Source organism: Streptomyces sp. NPDC060366, assembly GCF_042725135.1.
Classification (GTDB): domain Bacteria; phylum Actinomycetota; class Actinomycetes; order Streptomycetales; family Streptomycetaceae; genus Streptomyces.
In genome coordinates, this window is the sequence record NZ_JBHXDC010000009.1 from 1 (window position 1) to 19,094 (window position 19,094).

Consider the following 19,094-nt stretch of genomic DNA (forward strand, 5'->3'; position numbering starts at 1 on the left):
AAGGAACGGACGCTTCCTTCGGTCCCGTCTCCGGGTCCCTCCGGGCTTTCCCTTCGGTCTTGCTGTCTTGCGTTTCCGACTCTATCAGAACCTTTTCGTGTCTCGCTTCTCATGGAGAAGCGGTTCTCGATTAAGAGTTCCAATGGCCTTCGGAGTGGCCCTTTGCCTTTCGGCTGAGCCAGACATTATCAGAAACATCCGGGCCGAACTAAATCGGCCGCTTCGATTCGGATGATGTATCGGAAGGCCCTGCGGAAATTCGATTCCCACTCAGAGCCGAGTAGACAAGCACGCCACGCTCGAGCATGTCCATCCTCGAGGCAACCGTTCAAATCTACCTCCCCACGCAGACCATGTCAATGATCGGCAGCGATCTTTGTGGGGCGGAGAGGAGACTAACAGGTCAGCGGCGCGTGACGCACATCAGGCTGCCGTGGGCAGTTGGGCGCTCTGGTCGGCGCTCTCCACGTCGCCCGTCTCGCCCGCGCGGGCCGCTCGGCCGCCGAGTACGTACACGTACGCCAGGAAGGCCGCTTCCGACACGACACCGATGGCGATGCGTGCCCATGTGGGCAGGCCGGAGGGGGTGACGAAGCCTTCGATCAGGCCCGAGACGAAGAGGATCAGGGCGAGACCGATGGCCATGCCCACGGCCGCCCGTCCCTGCTGGGCGAGCGCTGTCCGACGCGTGTAGGGACCGGGGTCGATCAAGGTCCAGCCGAGGCGGAGGCCCGTACCCGCAGCGACGAACACGGCTGTGAGTTCGAGCAGACCGTGGGGCAGGACGAGGCCGAGGAACGTGTCCAGACGGCCGGCCGACGACATCAGGCCGATGCCTACGCCGAGGTTGAGCATGTTCAGGAAGAGGATCCAGATCACCGGGAAGCAGAGGAAGGCGCCGAGGACGAGGCACATGGCGGCCGCCTGGGCATTGTTCGTCCATACCTGCGCCGCGAAGGACGCCGCCGGGTGGCTTGAGTAGTAGGTCTCGTACTCACCGCCGGGCCGGGTCATCCGACGGAGGTCCTCGGGCGCCGCGATCGCCGACTGGACCTCGGGGTGCGCCGATATCCACCAGCCGATCAGCGCGGCGACGAGCACCGAGAGCAGCGCGGTGGGTATCCACCAGTGCCGGGAGCGGTACACGGCGGCGGGGAAACCGGCATAGAGGAAGCGCGCGGCATCTCGCCAGCCGGCGCGGCGGGTGCCGGTGACCACCGAGCGTGCCCGCGCGACCAGCTGGGTCAGGCGCCCGATGAGCATGGGGTCCGGGGCACTGGACTGGATCAGGGAGAGATGAGTGGCTGTGCGTTGGTAGAGGGCGACGAGTTCGTCCGCCTCCGCACCCGTGAGGTGACGTCCGCGGCGCAGGAGAAAGTCCAGGCGGTCCCACTCGGGTCGGTGGGCCGTCACGAAGACGTCGAGATCCATGGTCGGCTGCTGCTCCAGGCACTGGGTGCGTACGGTCCGTACTACTGCGGCACGTTGCAGGCCAGCTTGGCAGACTGAGCGGTCCGGGGGCAGAGAAGGTCGGCGAAGGGTGGCACCGGTGAATGAGCTTGTGACGGGCGACGCGGTCGTACTGGGGCTGCGCCCCGCGAAGCTGCCGAGCCGGGCGTTGGCCGTCGTCATCGACCTGGTGGTGGTCTGGGCCGCGTACATCGTCGTCTCGATCGTGCTCGCCATCGCGACGGATTCGCTGGACACGGCAGCGGTGGCGGCGCTGGCGGTCGCGAGTTTCCTGTTGATACCGGTGGGTGTGCCGATCGCGGTGGAAACCCTCAGCCACGGGCGTTCGTTGGGGAAGCTGGCCTGTGGGCTGCGGGTGGTGCGTGACGACGGCGGGCCCATCCGGTTCCGTCACGCGCTCGTGCGTGGGGCGATCGGTGTGGTGGAACTGCTGATGTCGTTCGGCGTCATCGCGTCCATCGCTTCGCTGGTGTCGGCGCGAGGGCGTCGGGTCGGGGACCTGTTCGCGGGGACGCTGGTCGTACGCGAGCGGGTGCCGGCGGATCGGGCTCCTGCCGCGCCGCCTCCTCCGCCGTGGCTCGTCGGCCGCTTCTCCGAGTTGGATCTGTCGTCGGTGCCCGACGACCTGTGGCTGGCCGTACGGCAGTACCTGACTCGGATGCGGCAACTCGACCCCGGCGTCGGCTGGTCGATGTCGGAGCGGCTGGCAAGTGATCTCGCGGCGCGTACGGGTGTGCCGTTGCCGCACGGCGTGCCGCCGGCTGCGTATCTGGCGGCCGTGGTGAACGAACGGCAGGCACGGGACGCGCGGCGGGCCTTCGGCGCGGCCGCTCCCGTCGGCGGGCCGCCCGCCCGGCCACCGCGTACTCACCGTTCGGAGGTCGCACAACCGGGGTACGTCCAGCAGCGGGACGCGCAGCCGCAGGCCGTGCGACCGCACGACGTACGGCACGACGCGACTGAGGTGGCTGAGGTGGCGTCAACTCGTGAGCGCGGTCCGGCCGATCCCCCGGCATCCGGGTTCGCGCCACCTGTCTAAGGGCTTGTCGCTCGGGCGGCCCGCCTCGGTGTCAGGACGGAGCCGACGGCGGGGATTCGAGGTCTTCGAGCTCGATGCCCGGCGCCGCGAGCACCACGTCGCCGCTGATGTGGACGCTGTGCTGCTCACCGGTGTCCAGGGCGCTGACCTGGTACTCGTCCACGGTCAGGGGGCCATTGTCAGTGGCATGCGCTTCACTTCTCAGTAGCGCCCAGGACTGGTCGACAGTTCGGGGGGCGAGAACAGGATCCGTGAACGCCACGAGGCGGACGCGGGTCGCGGGGGAAGCGGGAGTGAGGCGCAGGAGGCGGGTGATCGCGACGAGGAACGCGGGGGAAGCGCCGGTGAAGGCGTGGGCGGGGACATTGCCTTCGGTGGCTTCGGTGCCGGTGGGGTCGGTACGGACCCAGGTGACGCCTTCGAGTGCGGCGGCACGCACCCGCCAGCTCGCGGCGTGCAGTTCGAGACGGATGGGACGACCGAGCTCGTCGAGGGTGAGGTCGACGGAGCCGGAGTGCTCGCCGGACGGAGCGGTGATCTGGGAGACGTAACGCCAGCCCGAGGGGCCCGGTGCGCAGTGGAAGTGTTCTTCGCCGAGGGGGGTGTGGTCGTGCGGGTCGTGGAGTGAGTAGCGGCCACGGGGCATGTGCGGGAGTCCTTCGGTGTCCTCGGAGCCCGTGCCGTGAGAGCGCACGGGAGCGCCGTCCGCGTACACACAGACCGCCTGGACCCGACTGGACCGGAAGCCGGTGGGGATCAGGAGCCAGAGACCGGGGCAGGCCCCCAACACGGGGGTGTGGGGGCCTGCCCGTACCGCTGGTGTCAGCGGCGGTGCCTGTGGATCAGTAGCGGTAGTGGTCGGGCTTGAACGGGCCTTCGACCTCCACGCCGATGTACGCGGCCTGCTCGGGGCGGAGCGTCGTGAGCTTCACTCCGAGCGCGTCGAGGTGGAGGCGGGCGACCTTCTCGTCGAGGTGCTTGGGCAGCACGTAGACGTCGGTCGGGTACTCCTCGGGCTTGGTGAAGAGCTCGATCTGGGCCAGGGTCTGGTCCGCGAACGAGTTCGACATCACGAAGGAGGGGTGGCCGGTCGCGTTGCCGAGGTTCAGCAGGCGGCCCTCGGACAGGACGATCAGCGTCTTGCCGTCGGGGAACTTCCAGGTGTGGACCTGCGGCTTGACCTCGTCCTTGACGATGCCGGGGATCTTCGCGAGGCCGGCCATGTCGATCTCGTTGTCGAAGTGGCCGATGTTCCCGACGATCGCCTGGTGCTTCATCTTGGCCATGTCCGCGGCCATGATGATGTCCTTGTTGCCCGTCGTGGTGACGAAGATGTCGGCGATGCCGACGACGTCGTCCAGCGTGGAGACCTGGAAGCCGTCCATCGCCGCCTGGAGCGCGCAGATCGGGTCGATCTCGGTGATGATCACGCGGGCGCCCTGGCCGCGCAGGGACTCCGCGCAGCCCTTGCCCACGTCGCCGTAGCCGAAGACGACGGCGACCTTGCCGCCGATCAGCACGTCGGTGGCACGGTTGATGCCGTCGATCAGGGAGTGGCGGCAGCCGTACTTGTTGTCGAACTTCGACTTGGTCACGGCGTCGTTGACGTTGATCGCCGGGAAGAGGAGCGTGCCGTCGCGGTGCATCTCGTAGAGACGGTGGACACCGGTCGTGGTCTCTTCGGTGACGCCGCGGATCTCGGACGCCAGGAGCGTCCACTTCTGCGGGTTCTCGGTGAGGGTGCGGTTGAGCAGACGGAGGATGTAGCTGTACTCCTCGCTGTCCGCCGTGGCCGGGTCCGGGGCCGCGCCGGCCTTCTCGAACTCGACGCCCTTGTGGACGAGGAGGGTGGCGTCGCCACCGTCGTCCAGGATCATGTTCGGGCCGCCGGTGGAGGCGTTGGGCCAGGTCAGGGCCTGCTCCGTGCACCACCAGTACTCTTCGAGCGTCTCGCCCTTCCAGGCGAAGACCGGGACGCCCTGCGGGTCGTCCGGAGTGCCGTTCGGACCGACGGCCACCGCGGCGGCGGCGTGGTCCTGCGTGGAGAAGATGTTGCAGGAGGCCCAGCGGACGTCGGCGCCGAGCGCGGCCAGCGTCTCGATGAGGACGGCGGTCTGCACGGTCATGTGCAGGGAGCCGGTGATGCGGGAGCCGGCGAGGGGCTGCGCCTCGGCGTACTCCTTGCGGATCGACATCAGGCCGGGCATCTCGTGCTCGGCGAGGGTGATCTCCTTGCGGCCGAAGTCGGCAAGCGAGAGATCGGCGACCTTGAAGTCCTGTCGGTTGGCGACAGTGGTCATAGCGAGCTGCTCCTCGTAAAGGGGTCGAGGGTGGGTACGGCTGACTCTGCGGCGGGCGGGCATACGAATGCCCGGACGTACGCAACGCAGTCCGTCGGAGGCCCTCTCTCCCTCGGCCGGTCCGCGCCGCAGACCGCCCGACCGCCATCAGCAGCGACGTCTGGCTCTGGTGACGAATCTACACCGATCGGCCCAGCGCCCTAAAGGGCGCCTGGGCCGGGAACCGGTCGGCGACGGACTCCGAAGGCGTCCCAACTCGGGCCTAACGGGCTTTTTGCCGTACGTTCTCATGGTTGATCTTTCCGGGAACGGCTGGGGGCCGGCCGTACCGGACTCATCTCCGTAAGGAGGCCCCGGCGCGAGATGCGCCGGGGCCTCCTTACGGATGCGAGCAGCTGATCAGTGGTCGTCCTTGTCGGGACCCGAGTCGGGAGCCGGCTCGGCCTCCGTGACGCCCGGCGACTTGGCCGGGTTGGTGCCCGCCGCGGCCGCGGCGGCGCTGAAGATGTCCGGCTCCAGGTAGATCACGCGGGCGATCGGGACCGCCTCACGGATCCGGCCCTCGGCAGCGTTGATCGCCTGGGCGACCTCGGCCGCCGTGTCGTCGTGCTCGACCGCGATCTTGGCTGCCACCAGCAGCTCCTCGGGGCCGAGGTGGAGCGTACGCATGTGGATGATGCCGGTGACGACGTCGCCGTCGACGATCGCGGCCTTGATCTTCTCCACGTCTTCCCGGCCGGCGGACTCACCGAGCAGCAGGGACTTCGTCTCGGCCGCCAGGACCAGCGCGATCACGATCAGCAGGATGCCGATGCAGAGCGTGCCGATGCCGTCCCAGACGCCGTTGCCCGTGGCGAGTGCCAGGCTCACACCGAGGAGCGCGAGGATCAGACCGACGAGCGCGCCGAGGTCCTCCAGCAGGACGACCGGGAGCTCGGGGGCCTTGGAGTGCCGGATGAACTCTTTCCACGAGCGCTTGCCGCGCGTCTGGTTGGACTCGACGATGGCCGTGCGGAAGGAGAACGACTCGGCGATGATCGCGAACACCAGGACGCCGACCGGCCAGTACCAGGCCTCGATCTCGTGCGGGTGCTTGATCTTCTCGTAGCCCTCGTAGATGGCGAACATGCCACCGACGGAGAAGAGCACGATGGAGACGAGGAACGCGTAGATGTAGCGCTCACGGCCGTAGCCGAAGGGGTGTTCCGGGGTCGCTTCGCGCTTCGCCTTCTTGCCGCCGAGGAGCAGCAGCCCCTGATTGCCGGAGTCGGCGAGCGAGTGCACGCTCTCGGCGAGCATCGACGACGAACCACTGAAGAGGAACGCCACGAACTTGGCTACTGCGATCGCTAGGTTGGCGACGAGCGCCGCCACGATCGCCTTGGTTCCGCCTGACGCGCTCATGGGTGCGGTGGATCCCTTCATCGGTCTGCGGCCCTGGCGCCGCGGTACGGCGGCACATTGTTGCAGCCGCCGAGGCGGACCGTGCGGGAAGCTCCGGTTCAGGCGATGACGGTGGCCCTGAAGACCCTTCCCGTACCGGTCAGTTCGGTCTTCTCGCCCGCGGGGACGAAGACCGAATCGCCAGGAGTCAGGTCGATTTCGTTGGCGCGCGGTGTGCCCGCCGTGCAGAGCAGGATCTGTGGGGTGTCGGCGGTGAGTTCCCGGGGCTCGGCGCCCGGTGCCAACCCGTAGGTGGACAGCCGGAATTCGTCGATCGGGGTCTCGTACAGCTCCTCGCCCGATGCCGACGCCTCGGGGCGGAGCACGGCGGGCTCGGCCGACTCGAACCGCACGATGCGGAGCAGTTCCGGTACGTCGACGTGTTTGGGGGTGAGGCCGCAGCGCAGGACGTTGTCCGAGTTGGCCATGATCTCGACGCCCAGCCCCCGCAGATAGGCGTGCGGGACGCCGGCGCCCAGGAAGAGGGCTTCGCCGGGCTGGAGTTGTACGTGGTTGAGCAGCATGGCCGCGATGACGCCCGGGTCGCCGGGGTAGTGGTGCGCGATCGACACGTATGGCGAGTACTCGCCGCCGAGGCGTGCGGCGGCTTCGGCGGAGGAATGCACTGTGTGTGACATCTCGTCGGGGTCGGCGGTCAGCACGGCGGTGAGGACCTCGCGCAGCGCGGCTTCCTCGGGGTGTGCGCGCAGGAGGTCCACGTAGGGCTTGAGCGAGTCGACGTCGAGTCCGGCGAGGAGTTCGGCGGTCTCGGCGGGCGCTCGGAAGCCGCACAGGCCGTCGAAGGGGGTGAGGGCGCAGATCAGCTCGGGCTTGTGGTTGGCGTCCTTGTAGTTGCGGTGCGGCGCGTCGATGGGGACGCCCTGGCGCTCCTCCGCCGCGTAACCCTCCTTCGCCTGGGCGAGGTTGGGATGGACCTGAAGGGAGAGGGGGGCGCCGGCGGCAAGGATCTTGAGGAGGAAGGGGAGACGTGGACCGAATTTCTTGACGGTGGGGGCGCCGAGTTCCGCCTCGGGGGCGGCTGCGATGAGGTCGGAGAGCGGGTGGTCGACGGGGGTGGTGGTGCGGTTGACACGGGACGGGGCCCCCGGGTGGGCGCCCATCCACATCTCGGCCTGGGGCTCGCCGGTCGGGGCGGTGCCGAGCAGTTCCGGGATGGCGGTCGTGGATCCCCAGGCGTAGGGGCGCACGGTGTTGGAGAGGCGGTCCATGGGTGCTTCCTTGTTCCGTGACGTGAGCGTGCGGGGTGCGGGGTGCGTGAGGTGCGTTCAGCGCGAGGGGCGGCCGGACAGGCCGGTCGGGCTCATTCGCGGTTGCCCGAGGCCAGGGCGAGATAGACGGCCGCGAAGTCGGTGACGGCGACGAGTTCCGCGAGGGCTTCGAGTTCGGTGCCTTCCTGCGGCTCCAGCTCGCTGATGGCCGTCTCGTGGCTGATGGCGAGTTCGCGGGCGGCGGGCGCCGCGGTCAGTCCGCCGACGGGGCGGTCGCGGAGCAGCACGACTCGGGCGCGCAGCGGCTGGGGCTCCTCGACGCGGTCGCGGAAGAAGTCGTCGGGGTCGGCGGCGCCACCGGCGAAGTCGCCGCCCAGGAGGAGGCCGTGTGCGGGCAGGGCGCCGGGGAGCTCGGCCGCGAGCGCGGGGCGGCCGGACAACTCGGCCAGTACGGCTGCGAAGCGGCGCCCGGCGGGGGCGGCGACCGTGCCTTCCGTCCAGATCAGCGGGAGGTTGTCGGCCAGTTCGGCGGCGAGGGTCTTGGCCGGGTTGCTGTACGTGGCGATGGCCGGGCCGCAGCGTTCGGCCGCGCTGTCGAGACGGTCGGCGACGAGCTGAAGGGTCTCGGCCGACGCGGTGAGCAGCCCGACACGGTCGAGTAGCGAGAGGAGTGGGGTGAACAGCGCCCAGAGCGCTCCCGGGCTCGCCGCCTGGATCTCCTCGTACTGCTCCTGGGGTGTGGGCGCCATGGGCACGGCGAGTCCGTGCCTACCGCCGACGGCCTCGCTGAGGGGGGACGGGTGCGGGGCGACGGCGACGACGGTGCAGCCGCGGCGGTACGCCTGCTCGGCGAGGAGGGCGAGGCCCGGTTCGCCGCCGTCGGTGGTGGCGATCAGGAGCAGGTCGACGGAGCCGGCCCAGCCGGGGAGCGCCCAGCGCAGGGCGCCCGCGGCGGGTGCCACGCCGGTGGGGCGCAGCAGGGTGACGGGGGCGGCGGCACCGGCGAGCGCGCCGAGCAGGTCGGCGACGCCGAGTGCGGCGGTGCCGGAGCCGGCGAACAGCACGGCGCGGGGGCGGCCCTCGGGGTTGAGCTGTCCGATGCCCGCCTCGGCGGCGTGCCGGATGGCGGTGCGTACACGTGCCCCGGCCTCGGCGGCGCCGAGGAGGAGCCCACGGTGGTCGGCTCGAGCCAGCGCGTCCGGCGCGTCGAGCAAGGACTCGTCGAGCATGGGAGGTGTGTCTCCGATCGCCGGGCGCCGTGGACGGCGCGTGGGCACGGGCCTGTGGCGGCGGGGTTCCGTCAGGCGGGGCGGCGGGCCTCGTCCACGAGGAGTACGGGGATGTCGTCCCGGACCGGGTAGGCCAGGCCGCAGTCCGCGCCGGTGCAGATCAGCTCGGGCGTGTCGGCTTCGGTGCGGTCGCTGAGCGGCGCGTGGCAGGCCGGGCAGGCGAGGATCTCCAGAAGGCCGGCTTCGAGCGGCATGTGGTGGTGTCCCTTCGAACGAGCTGAGGCGTACGGAGTGGTGCGGATTGGGCCACGTCAGCCTACCGCCGGAGGGTGGGGCCGGGCTCGTACCGGGGGTGGGGTTGGGGTGGGGCGGGCAGGACAAGCGGCGCTTCTCCCTGCCGCTCCCCAACGAAAGCGGGCGCGCCCCGGACCCCCGGACCCCGGGCCCGCGACCGCCGTCGGCGCGGGCGGAGAACGGTCTGTCCTTGACCGCCGGACAGGCCGGATTCAGCCCCGAGCCGGCTTGGAGCCGGCCGGGAGCCGACCCGGAGTCAGGATCGGATCAGGGCCAGGGCCTCGTCCCTGATCTTGGCCATCGTCGGCTCGTCGCGGGCCTCCACGTTGAGGCGCAGCAGCGGTTCCGTGTTGGAGGCGCGGAGGTTGAACCACCAGTCGGCGGTGGTCACCGTCAGACCGTCGAGTTCGTCGGTCGTGACACCCTCGCGGTCGGTGAAGGCTTTCCGTACGGCGGCCACGCGGGCCGTCTGGTCGTCCACCGTGGAGTTGATCTCGCCCGACCCGGCGTACCGGTCGTAGGAGGCGACGAGTTCGGACAGCGGGCCGTCCTGTTCGCCGAGCGCGGCCAGGACGTGGAGCGCGGCGAGCATGCCCGTGTCCGCGTTCCAGAACTCGCGGAAGTAGTAGTGCGCCGAGTGCTCGCCGCCGAAGATCGCGCCGGTGCGGGCCATCTCCGCCTTGATGAAGGAGTGGCCGACGCGCGTACGGACCGGGGTGCCGCCCTGTTCCCTGACGACCTCGGGGACCGACCAGGAGGTGATGAGGTTGTGGATCACCGTGCCGCCGGGGTGCTTGGCGAGTTCACGCTCGGCGACCAGGGCCGTGATCGCCGACGGTGACACGCCCCTCCCCCGCTCGTCGACGACGAAGCAGCGGTCCGCGTCACCGTCGAACGCCAGGCCCAGGTCGGCGCCTTCGGAGAGCACACGGGCCTGGAGGTCCACGATGTTCCGCGGATCGAGCGGGTTGGCCTCGTGGTTGGGGAACGTGCCGTCCAGCTCGAAGTACATCGGGACCAGGTCGACGGGCAGCCCCGCGAAGACCGTGGGGACGGTGTGGCCCCCCATGCCGTTCCCCGCGTCGACCACGACTTTCAGCGGGCGGATCTCCGAGAGCTCGACCAGGGACAGCAGGTGTGCGGCGTAATCCGTCAACGTGTCACGCTGCGTGATCGTTCCCTGCTCCGTGGCCGGCTCCGGGGGCCCGTCGGCGAGCCACCTCTCGACCAGCGCGCGGATCTCCGCCAGGCCGGTGTCCTGCCCCACCGGCGCCGCGCCCGCGCGACACATCTTGATGCCGTTGTACCGCGCGGGATTGTGCGAAGCGGTGAACATCGCGCCCGGCAGGTCCAGTGCCCCGCTGGCGTAGTAGAGCTGGTCCGTCGAGCAGAGCCCGATCAGCGTGGCGTGCGCCCCGCGCCGGACGGCGCCCTTGGCGAAGCTCGCCGACAGATGGGGCGAGGAGGGCCGCATGTCGTGACCGACGACGATCGCCGTGGCGCCCGTGACTTCCACGAAGGCCGCCCCGAAGAGCTCGACGAGCCGGTCGTCGAGCTGGTCCGGATACACGCCACGTACGTCGTACGCCTTCACGATCTGGCCCAAGTCGGCCACGGCCACCCCTCCTGAGGTCTCTGCGGACAGTCATCACAAACTACCCGCCCTCGGAAGGGGTCCCGAAGCCGCGGCCCCGGGCCGGCCGCGGCGCGCCTACGGCAGCATCCACCCCAGTACGAAGGTGCTCTGCCCCACCACGATCAGGCACATCACCAACAGCAGTCCGAGGCTCCATGGCAGGACCTTCCTCAGGAGGTCCCCTTCCTTGCCCGCGAGACCGACCGCCGCGCACGCGATGGTCAGATTCTGCGGGGAGATCATCTTGCCGAGCACTCCGCCGGAGCTGTTCGCCGCCGCCAACAGCTCGGGCGACAGCCCGGATTCACGCGCCGCCGTGACCTGGAGCGCCCCGAAGAGGGCGTTGGCCGAGGTGTCGGAGCCCGTGACGGCGACGCCGAACCAGCCCAGTACGGGCGAGAGGAACGCCAGCCCCGCGCCCGCCGCCGCGACGAAGTGGCCGATGGTGGCCGCCTGTCCGGAGAGGTTCATGACGTAAGCGAGGGCGAGCACCGACACGACGGTGAGGATGGCGTAGCGCAGTTCGTGCACCGTGGCCGCCCACTCCTTGAGCGCGTCCTTCGCCTTGAGACCGATCACCACGGCCGTCAGGAAGCCCGCGACCAGGACGAGTGTGCCGCCGGTCGAAATGAGCGGCAGCGAGAAGACGTTGGCCCCGACCGGCTTCCCCTCGGAGTCGGCGACGTCGAGGAACGGCCAGTCGAAGGACTGGGTCGCCCTGGCCAGCAGGTCCTTGATCGGCGGGATCTGCGCGAGGGAGAAGATCACGACGATCAGGCCGTACGGCGCGTAGGCGCGGACGATTTCGCGGCGGTCGTCCTCGACGTCGAGATCCTCGCTGCGCGCGCCCTTCAGTACGGAGGTTCGCACCGCCTCGTCGGCCGGCTTGCGCGCGCTCGGGACGGCGAGCAGCGCCGCGGCACCCACCAGCGCGGCCCCGATGTCGGCGAGTTGGGCGGAGACGAAGTTGGCGGCGACGAACTGCGCGACACCGAAGGCGAGTCCGCACGCCAGGGCGGGCGCCCAGGTCTCGCGCAGGCCGCGCTTGCCGTCGACGAGGCCGACGAGCACCAGGGGGACGACAACGGCCAGCAGCGGCGTCTGGCGGCCGACGACGGAGGCGACGGTGTCCAGCGGCAGCCCGGTCACCTGTGCCAGGGTCACCACCGGCGTACCCATCGCGCCGAAGGCCACGGGCGCGGTGTTGGCCACGAGGGCGACGACGGCCGCCTTGACGGGGTCGAAGCCGAGCGCCACGAGCATCACCGCCGAGATGGCGACGGGTGCGCCGAAGCCGGCGAGCGCTTCGAGGAGCGCGCCGAAACAGAAGGCGACGACGAGTGCCTGGATGCGCGGGTCGTCGGAGAATCGCCCGAACGAGCGGCGCAGGATGTCGAAGTGCTGGGTACGGACCGTCATCCGGTACACCCAGAGGGCGTTGACGACGATCCACATGATCGGGAAGAGGCCGAAGACGACGCCCTGCGCGCCTGCGGAGAGGGTCTGGCCGATCGGCATTCCGAAGGCCAGCCAGCCGACCAGAACGGCGACGGCCAGACCTGTCAGTCCGGCGCGATGAGCCTTCATACGGACGGCGCCGAGCAACACCAGCACGGTGACCAGGGGAAGCGCGGCGACGAGGGCGGACACGCCGAGTGAATCGGCGACAGGTTCCAATTGCTGTTCGAACACGACGGGGGCCTCCGTATTCCGCGATGCGGAAAGTGATCTCTCACGGCTGGGAGGCATGATCGTGTCCACGACAAGCAAGGTCAATGGCCCGTGCAGGATCCGTCACCGAAAGCCGGAGATGGAGGCGACGGTGCGGCGGAAGATCGACCGGAGGTGACCGGGGGGTCAGGAATCGGGGGAACGCAGCACCCGAAGATGCCCGCGGCGCCCGGCCTCCGCCTGGTCCGCCCCGCGCGGCCCGTTCACGCCGGGTCCGGCCGCTCTCTCCGGAGGGCGCGCCGCCTCACGTACGGCGTTCGCCAGAGCTTCGAGATCGTCACCGCTGGGCCGGGCCGGTGCCGAGCCGTCCGTGAGCCGGACGACCTCCCACCCGCGCGGAGCGGTCAGTCTCTCGCTGTGTTCGGCGCACAGGTCATAGCAGTGGGGCTCGGCATGCGTGGCGAGCGGGCCGAGGACCGCGGTCGAATCGGCATAGACGTACGTCAGTGTCGCGACAGCGGAACGGCCGCACGCGGTGCGCGAACAGCGACGTACAGGGCTCACGATGTTGGACGGTACCGCACTCTTGAGCGGGCCGCGACGACTCGCCCTCACGTCACTCCACCGTGTCGTGACACGGGATTCACCCTGCTCGACACCCGCACAACTGCCCTGACCTGCACGGGAGGAAGAGTGACCGGGCAATGACCGTCAGTGATTCGGTCGCCACTTGGGGCAAATCACGTCATTGAAGGCGAGCGCCACGATCCGGCCGACATAGCGAAACGAGCCCAAGCTTGGCCGGAATGCTCAATTTGCGACATGCCGTCCGGCGGCCCATCGGCGGGCCGTCGCGGCGTCCCCATGAGAGCTACCCTGCGTCAGTGATGGACAGTCCCGTACCGCCGAACCCGACCGAGCCGAGACCGCGCCGCCGTGACCGCCACGGACGCGGGATGCGCGGGCCCGTCGCCCCGCCGCAGGTCCCGATCTCGGCGAGCCGCTCGGATTCGTTCCGTGATCTCGTACGGGACTCCGTGGAGCGGTTGGAGCGGCGCTGGCCCCAGCTGGCGGAGATCGATTTCCTCGTCATCGACGTCCCCGGCATCGAGGACGACTCGGTACCGCTCGGCCGGTCGGTCCCCGAGGGCAAGGACCGTCCCGCGCGCATCGTCGTCTACCGGCGGCCCGTCGAGATCCGTACGAAGAACCGCGAGGAGCGCGCCATGCTCGTCCACGAGGTGGTGGTCGAGCAGGTCGCCGAACTGCTGGGGCTCGCGCCGGAATCCGTCGATCCGCGGTACGGCCAGGACTGACCGCGAGGGCCCCCGCGGTCCCGCCCCCGACCTCACTCCAGTACGGAGAGGTCTTCCTTCGTCGCCGGTACGGACACCATGCCCCGGTCGTCCGGCAGCGTCTGCACCGTGAACATCGGTACGCCGTCCTGGGTCAGCGCCAGCGTGCGCGCCGCGTGGACCGGACCGCCCGACTCGGGCTCCACCGTCAGCGCGTACGAGCCCTTGAGGCCCTGCGGCACCGGCGGCGTGACGGCCTGCGTCGTACCGCCCTTGACCGTGTACGTCTTGACGACCTGCTCGCCTCCCCCGCTGCCCGCCGAGGCCGTGACCTTCACCTTGCCGGTGCCGTCCGGCGCGGCCAGTGACAGCGTCGAGCCCTTGGCACGGTTGTCGGCGGCCGTCGCGCGCTCGGTCACCGGGCCGGTCGCCGGGATGAAGGCGACCTCCTGGTTGATGCCCTTGCCCCGTACGACGCGCAGCGCGGCGACCACCGGGGTCTCGCCGGCGCCCTCCGCCGGGCCCAGGAGCACCGAGCCTGCCTCGCCCTTGGTGACGTCCCCCAGGTCGAGCGAGGCCGTCATGCCCGACTTCACGTTGAGTGTCTCGGCGGCGGTGGCCGGGACGATCGTGCCGCTCTCGCCGGCCAGCCGCACCTTCAGTTCGGCGTCGTCCTCACCGGGCGCGAAGACCACCAGTCGTACGGAGGTGGCGTCCGCCGGGATTCCGGGGAGCACCACGCGCGGCGCCGGATCGGCGGAGGCTGCCAGCCAGTCGCCGCCGAGCTTCTCGTCGGCCGCGTTCACCACGGCGCCCACTCGGCCCGTGCGGGTACTGACATGGACGGTGACGTTCGGCTCGGCCTCTCCGGTGAGGGTCGACAGCAGGACGGGGACACTGGAACGCGCCGGGACCGGAATGCCTTCTCCCGTGTCGGACTTGAGCGTGCCTTCCTTGCCGTACAGCGCGACGTCGGCGACGGCCGCCGTGTCGTCCGGGTTGGTGAGGTGGACGTAGTCCTGGCGTGCCTTGTCCGTGGACGCGCCGGGGAACCAGAAGTCGGTGTCGGGCGCGGTGCAGCTCATACCGAGCAGTCCGCGTCCGTCGCCGCCCGTGACCGTGGTGGTCTGCTGGGTGGTCCAGCCGGGCGCGAGACGGCCGGTGGCCGTGCCGACGAGCGCGGGGGCGTCCGAGACGTTCTTGGTCCCGGAGACGGGCTTGCCGGGCTCCTTGAGGGCCATGAACGGCTTGGCCTTGGCGTCCGCTCCGTCCGCCACGGGCTTCTTCGCGCTGTCGTCCTCGGCCGTGTCGCCCGTCTTCTCCTCGTCCTTCTCCTCGTCCTTGTCGTCCTTCTTCTCGTCGTCGGCGGCCGTCGCGTCGTCCAAGGGCGCGGCGGACGGCGCCAGTTCGGCCGTGCCGCCCGTGCCCGCGCCGTCGGTCCCGACGGGCGTGAAGGACGTGTACACCGTCTCGGCCAGCTCCGACGTGCTGGGCGCGGGGCAGAGCAGGCTGCTGCGCTCGACGGGGAGCCGCGCGGGCGTCTTCGACGTCGCCGTCGTGTCGGCGCTGTCGGGGGCGCTGACCGCGGCGAACCCGGTGACCGCGGCGAGTGCGGTGGCGGCCGCGGTGAGGGAGAGGGTCGTGCGGTTCACTGGTTGCTGCTCCCGTCGGGACGCTGCTCGTTCTCATTGCCGTCGGTGTACGGCTGTTGGGGGGCGGTGTAGGGCTGCTGCCCCTCGGCGTACGGCTGTTGGACGACGTATCCGTACTGGTCGTACTGGACCGGCGCCTGCTGCTGGTACTGGTCCGCCGGATACTGCTGGTACTGCTGATAGCCGTCGGCGTCGTACTGGGGCGCGCCCTCGTACTGCTGCGCCCCGTCGTACTGCTGCTGGCCCTGATAGGGGGCGCCTTCGTACTGCTGCTGCTCGTTCTGCCCGCCCTGGTACTGCTGTTCGTTCGTGTACGAGCCGTAGTCCGCGCCCTGGTAGGAGGACTGGCCGTCCCACTCTCCGTACGACTGCTGCTGCGGAACCGCCGCGGCGGCGACGTACGGGGCTTCCGCCGGGGGCGGCGGCACGGTCTCCACGCTGTCGGCGCTGTCGGTGCCTTCCGCGGTCTCCGCCTCCGCCTGCGCCGCGGCCCGCAGCCTGCGTGCCCGGCGGCCCTCTCCGGACACGGGCTGTGCGGGCACCTCTGCCTGCTCCTCGGGCAGGTCGTCGTCGATCTCCCTGCGCCGCCCCGGCAGGGCGAGCACGAGGAGTACGACGCCGAGCGCGGCCTGCGCCCAGACCCACGCGGTGTGGGTGAACGAGTCCTCGTACGTGAGGTCGAGCCTGCCGCCCTCGGCGGGGAGCTCGAAGCCCTGCGCCCAGCCGTCGACGGTCGTCTTCTCAAGGAGGCGGCCGTCGAGCGTGGCCTGCCAGCCCTCGGCGGCCCGGTCGGCGATCCGCAGCACGCGTCCGGCCTTGCCGGCCGGGATGTCGGTGTGGGCCTCGACCGTGGACGATCCGACGGGCAGCGGCTCGGCGTCGCTCTCGCCCTCGACGATCGTGGCCCGCGAGATCTGACGGTCGACACGCCACAGCGCGCTGCCGTCGAGCTGGCTGAGCCGGCTCAGGCCGGGGGTGGCGTCGAGAACGCGTGACATCTGCGCCGGGGCGCCGTCCCGGACGAGGACGTAGCGGATCGCGAAACCGCTGAGCTGGTCGGTCTGGTCGGCGCCGGAGCCCGCGACCAGGCGGCCGACGACCTTGTCGAGCCCGGGGTCGCTGCCGCCGGACTCGGTCAGCTCGGCGTCGCCGAGCCGGCCGCCGGAGCCGCGTACGAGCGAGTACGAGACCTCAGCGGGCGACGTACCACCGAGGATCAGTGTGCGTGGCTGGTCACGGGTGATGCTCTCCTCGGCGACGAACGCCGGTACCTGCACGGGGTCGCGCCGCTCCAGCGGGCCCGTCGCGCCGCTGAGCATCCAGCCGCCCGCGGCGAGCAGCGGGGCCGCCCCGGCCGCGACGGCGATGAGCGCGGCGACGGGCTGGCGCCAGCCGAAGCTCTGGCTCGCGACACGTTCCTTGGCGCCGTCGGCGCCGAGTACGGCAGCCGCGATGAGCGCGAGGCCGTACAGGAGGGTGGCGGGGCCGGCCCAGCCGGAGTTGTTCGCGAGGACGGCGAAGACCAGCGCCACCAGTGCGGCCACCCAGGCCGCGCGCACGGCGAACTGCCGCTCGCCGCGCAGCAGCGCGGCCAGTGCCGCCAGGACGACGCCGATCAGCAGCACCCCGCCCGCGGCCTTGGGGCCGCCGGGGCTCATGCCGAGCAGATCGAGCGCGGTGGCCTGTCCCGTACCGAACTCCAGTCCCGCCTCGCGGAAGAGGTTGGACGGTGACGTCAGCAGCGAGAGCGACCAGGGGGCCAGGACGAGCAGCGGGGTGCCGACCACGGCCAGCAGGCGCAGCCCGTAGGCCACGATGTCGTCGCGGCGCAGGGCCAGGACGGCGAGGCCGAGGACGAGCGCCATCGGCCAGACGATCGGGGTGAACGCCATCGCGAGGGTGAGCAGGAAGGTGTACGCCCAGGTGGCGCGCCAGCTCCCGCGCGCGGTGCTCGCGGCGCCCTCCTTCGGCTCGGCGCGGATCCCGTACGCGGCGACGGCCGCCCGCGCGATCAGCGGCAGCAGGACCGCCAGTACGGCCGTGCCGAGCCGCCCGGTGGCCAGGGCTCCGGTGGCGGCGGGCAGGAAGGCGTACGCGACGCTCGCCCAGGCCCGCAGCAGCTTCGATTCGACGAGCGGCCGGGAGGCGAAGTACGCGGTGACTCCGGCCAGCGGTACGGAGCAGACGAGCAGCAGGGTCAGCGCGAAGCCGGTCGACCCGAGGAACAGCGCCGACAGGGCCGCGAGGACCGCGAGGTAGGGCGGGGCGGTCTGGGTGCCGCCCGTGCCGATGGGGTGCCAGCCGTCGGCGTAACGGGACCACAGGCCCGCCACGTCCGGCGGCGCGGGCAGCAGAGCGCCGCCCGCGAGGGCGCCGCCGCCGAGCAGTGCCCGGCAGGCGACGAGTGAGACGATAAGCAGTACGGCGAAGAGGACGGGGCCCGGCTTGTGCGCGAGGCGCTTCAGCCGGGCGAACTGCTCGATCTCCAGAAAGTCCGCGTCGTCCCCGCCGGGGCCCGACTCCACCGCGCCGTGGCGTGAGCCACCGGCTTCGGTCTCAGAGCCGCCACCGAGGCTTCCAGCTACTTGCTCGGCCGTTGCCCGGACGGTGGCGCCGGGTGGCGGGAAAAGCGCGCGAAGTTCACTTGCCTCGACGACGCCTTTGCCGCGTCGTTTTCGCGCGCCGATGATTCTGCCGGGCCGCAGGAGCGTGCCGGACAGTCCCATGACCTCGTCGACGGCCTGTCCCGGCGCCTTGCCCACCAAGTAGGCGACGGTGCGCAGGAGTGTGCCGACGACGAGCCGCAGTAGTACGTAGGGCAGGACGGCGCTACGTGAGTTGACGAGCATCGTGTAGACGGCGCCGGCCTTGTCGACCCGGTGCGGGTTGACGACGGAGCGGCCCGCGCAGTCGACGGTGCGGCGCTCGCGTGCGGCGGCCTCTGCGTGCCTGAGGACGGCGTCGGGCGCGACGAGCACCCGGTGTCCCGCGGCGTGCGCGCGCCAGCACAGGTCCACGTCGTCGCGCATCAGCGGGAGTCTGCGGTCGAAGCCGCCGAGCTCCTCCCACACGTCGCGGCGGATGAGCATGCCCGCGCTGGAGACGGAGAGGACGGTGCGGACCTGGTCGTGCTGGCCCTGGTCCTGCTCGCGCCGGTCCAGCCCGGTCCAGCGGCGCCCGCTGTTGGCGATGGAGACGCCGACCTCCAGGAGCTGCTTGCGGTCGTACCAGCCGCGCAGCTTGGGACCGACGATCGCGGCGTGCGAGTCGGAATCGACGACGCGCAGCAGTTCGGCGAGTGCGTCGGGGTCGGGCGCGCAGTCGTCGTGGAGCAGCCACAGCCACTGCACGGGCTCGCCGTGGGGCAGGTCGGGCATGTCGTACGCCTCGTCGTGCCAGGTTCTGGTGACGGGGTCCCAGCCGCTCGGGCGTTTCAGATACGGCAGGTCGTCGGGCGTCTGCACGCCGGCGGTGCGGACCGCCTCCTCGACGGCCGTACCGAAGCTGGTGCGGCGGGCGAGGTGGACGACGCGGTCGGGGCCGAGCGATTCGGTGAGCAGCGTGGCCGATTCGTCGGCGCTGCCCGTGTCGGCGGCGATGACGTTCTGTACGGGGCGTTCCTGGCCGATCAGCCCGGTGAGGGCGTCGGGGAGCCAGCGGGCACCGTCGTGGGAGACGAGCACGGCGGTGACGACGTGCCGCGGGTACTCCGGTGCGGTGGCTGAATCGAACGCGGCTGTGGTGGCGGACATCGAGGTAGGGGCCCTCCGGCCGGGGGGTCGCCCCGACGGGGCGTTGGGGCGTCTCGGACGGGGCCCCACACTAACGGTACGAAC

Annotated in this window: 14 protein-coding genes; 2 read left to right on the forward strand and 12 right to left on the reverse strand. The window is 70.8% G+C overall.

Going from position 1 to position 19,094, the window contains the following annotated elements; translation table 11 throughout:
* Positions 1–423 precede the first annotated feature (423 nt).
* Positions 424–1,431: a stage II sporulation protein M gene (locus tag ACFWHU_RS22060; RefSeq protein ID WP_387226564.1), complete on the reverse strand. Its 1,008-nt coding sequence runs from the start codon at positions 1,429–1,431 to the stop codon at positions 424–426.
* Positions 1,432–1,549: 118 nt separating this feature from the next.
* Between ACFWHU_RS22060 and ACFWHU_RS22065 the strand changes: the two genes are divergently transcribed.
* Complete coding sequence (locus ACFWHU_RS22065) at positions 1,550–2,509, forward strand: RDD family protein (RefSeq protein ID WP_387226567.1); 960 nt, start codon at positions 1,550–1,552, stop codon at positions 2,507–2,509.
* Positions 2,510–2,540: 31 nt separating this feature from the next.
* Here the strand turns inward: ACFWHU_RS22065 and ACFWHU_RS22070 are convergent, their stop codons facing one another.
* From ACFWHU_RS22070 to ACFWHU_RS22110, 9 genes are all read right to left on the reverse strand, one after another.
* Positions 2,541–3,155, reverse strand: a complete 615-nt coding sequence (locus tag ACFWHU_RS22070) for a hypothetical protein (protein WP_385797065.1) — start codon at positions 3,153–3,155, stop codon at positions 2,541–2,543.
* A gap of 196 nt (positions 3,156–3,351) precedes the next feature.
* A complete protein-coding gene (gene ahcY, locus ACFWHU_RS22075) occupies positions 3,352–4,809 on the reverse strand; it encodes an adenosylhomocysteinase (RefSeq protein ID WP_385797066.1) in 1,458 nt (485 codons plus the stop codon).
* A gap of 399 nt (positions 4,810–5,208) precedes the next feature.
* Positions 5,209–6,213 (reverse strand): cation diffusion facilitator family transporter, encoded by a 1,005-nt coding sequence (locus ACFWHU_RS22080; RefSeq protein WP_385797069.1) that lies wholly within the window; start codon positions 6,211–6,213, stop codon positions 5,209–5,211.
* Positions 6,214–6,311: 98 nt separating this feature from the next.
* Positions 6,312–7,481, reverse strand: a complete 1,170-nt coding sequence (manA, locus tag ACFWHU_RS22085) for a mannose-6-phosphate isomerase, class I (RefSeq protein ID WP_385797071.1) — start codon at positions 7,479–7,481, stop codon at positions 6,312–6,314.
* Positions 7,482–7,573: 92 nt separating this feature from the next.
* Positions 7,574–8,710, reverse strand: coding sequence for an SIS domain-containing protein (locus ACFWHU_RS22090; protein WP_385797074.1), 1,137 nt, complete (start codon positions 8,708–8,710; stop codon positions 7,574–7,576).
* A gap of 71 nt (positions 8,711–8,781) precedes the next feature.
* Positions 8,782–8,964: a Trm112 family protein gene (locus ACFWHU_RS22095; protein WP_078077031.1), complete on the reverse strand. Its 183-nt coding sequence runs from the start codon at positions 8,962–8,964 to the stop codon at positions 8,782–8,784.
* Between the two features lie 296 nt (positions 8,965–9,260).
* Positions 9,261–10,625, reverse strand: a complete 1,365-nt coding sequence (locus tag ACFWHU_RS22100; protein ID WP_387226571.1) for a phosphomannomutase/phosphoglucomutase — start codon at positions 10,623–10,625, stop codon at positions 9,261–9,263.
* A 90-nt stretch (positions 10,626–10,715) separates the two neighbouring features.
* Positions 10,716–12,332 (reverse strand): L-lactate permease, encoded by a 1,617-nt coding sequence (locus tag ACFWHU_RS22105; protein ID WP_385797079.1) that lies wholly within the window; start codon positions 12,330–12,332, stop codon positions 10,716–10,718.
* A gap of 165 nt (positions 12,333–12,497) precedes the next feature.
* Positions 12,498–12,926: a DUF3499 domain-containing protein gene (locus ACFWHU_RS22110; RefSeq protein WP_385797081.1), complete on the reverse strand. Its 429-nt coding sequence runs from the start codon at positions 12,924–12,926 to the stop codon at positions 12,498–12,500.
* A gap of 272 nt (positions 12,927–13,198) precedes the next feature.
* Here ACFWHU_RS22110 and ACFWHU_RS22115 point away from each other — a divergent pair, with 272 nt between their 5' ends.
* Positions 13,199–13,627 (forward strand): metallopeptidase family protein, encoded by a 429-nt coding sequence (locus ACFWHU_RS22115; protein ID WP_385797084.1) that lies wholly within the window; start codon positions 13,199–13,201, stop codon positions 13,625–13,627.
* 32 nt (positions 13,628–13,659) lie between these two features.
* Here ACFWHU_RS22115 and ACFWHU_RS22120 read toward each other — a convergent pair whose 3' ends face one another.
* Positions 13,660–15,258, reverse strand: coding sequence for a DUF5719 family protein (locus ACFWHU_RS22120; protein ID WP_387226573.1), 1,599 nt, complete (start codon positions 15,256–15,258; stop codon positions 13,660–13,662).
* Positions 15,255–19,010, reverse strand: coding sequence for a glycosyltransferase (locus tag ACFWHU_RS22125; RefSeq protein WP_387226575.1), 3,756 nt, complete (start codon positions 19,008–19,010; stop codon positions 15,255–15,257). The genes ACFWHU_RS22120 and ACFWHU_RS22125 overlap by 4 nt, the downstream gene beginning before the upstream one ends.
* Positions 19,011–19,094: the final 84 nt, after the last annotated feature.

Coding starts and splice junctions, on each gene's coding strand:
- ACFWHU_RS22060 (WP_387226564.1), bottom strand. CDS start 1,431: ATGGATCTCGACGTCTTCGTGACGGCCCACCGACCCGAGTGGGACCGC.
- ACFWHU_RS22070 (WP_385797065.1), bottom strand. CDS start 3,155: ATGCCCCGTGGCCGCTACTCACTCCACGACCCGCACGACCACACCCCC.
- ahcY (WP_385797066.1), bottom strand. CDS start 4,809: ATGACCACTGTCGCCAACCGACAGGACTTCAAGGTCGCCGATCTCTCG.
- ACFWHU_RS22080 (WP_385797069.1), bottom strand. CDS start 6,213: ATGAGCGCGTCAGGCGGAACCAAGGCGATCGTGGCGGCGCTCGTCGCC.
- manA (WP_385797071.1), bottom strand. CDS start 7,481: ATGGACCGCCTCTCCAACACCGTGCGCCCCTACGCCTGGGGATCCACG.
- ACFWHU_RS22090 (WP_385797074.1), bottom strand. CDS start 8,710: ATGCTCGACGAGTCCTTGCTCGACGCGCCGGACGCGCTGGCTCGAGCC.
- ACFWHU_RS22095 (WP_078077031.1), bottom strand. CDS start 8,964: ATGCCGCTCGAAGCCGGCCTTCTGGAGATCCTCGCCTGCCCGGCCTGC.
- ACFWHU_RS22115 (WP_385797084.1), top strand. CDS start 13,199: ATGGACAGTCCCGTACCGCCGAACCCGACCGAGCCGAGACCGCGCCGC.
- ACFWHU_RS22125 (WP_387226575.1), bottom strand. CDS start 19,010: ATGTCCGCCACCACAGCCGCGTTCGATTCAGCCACCGCACCGGAGTAC.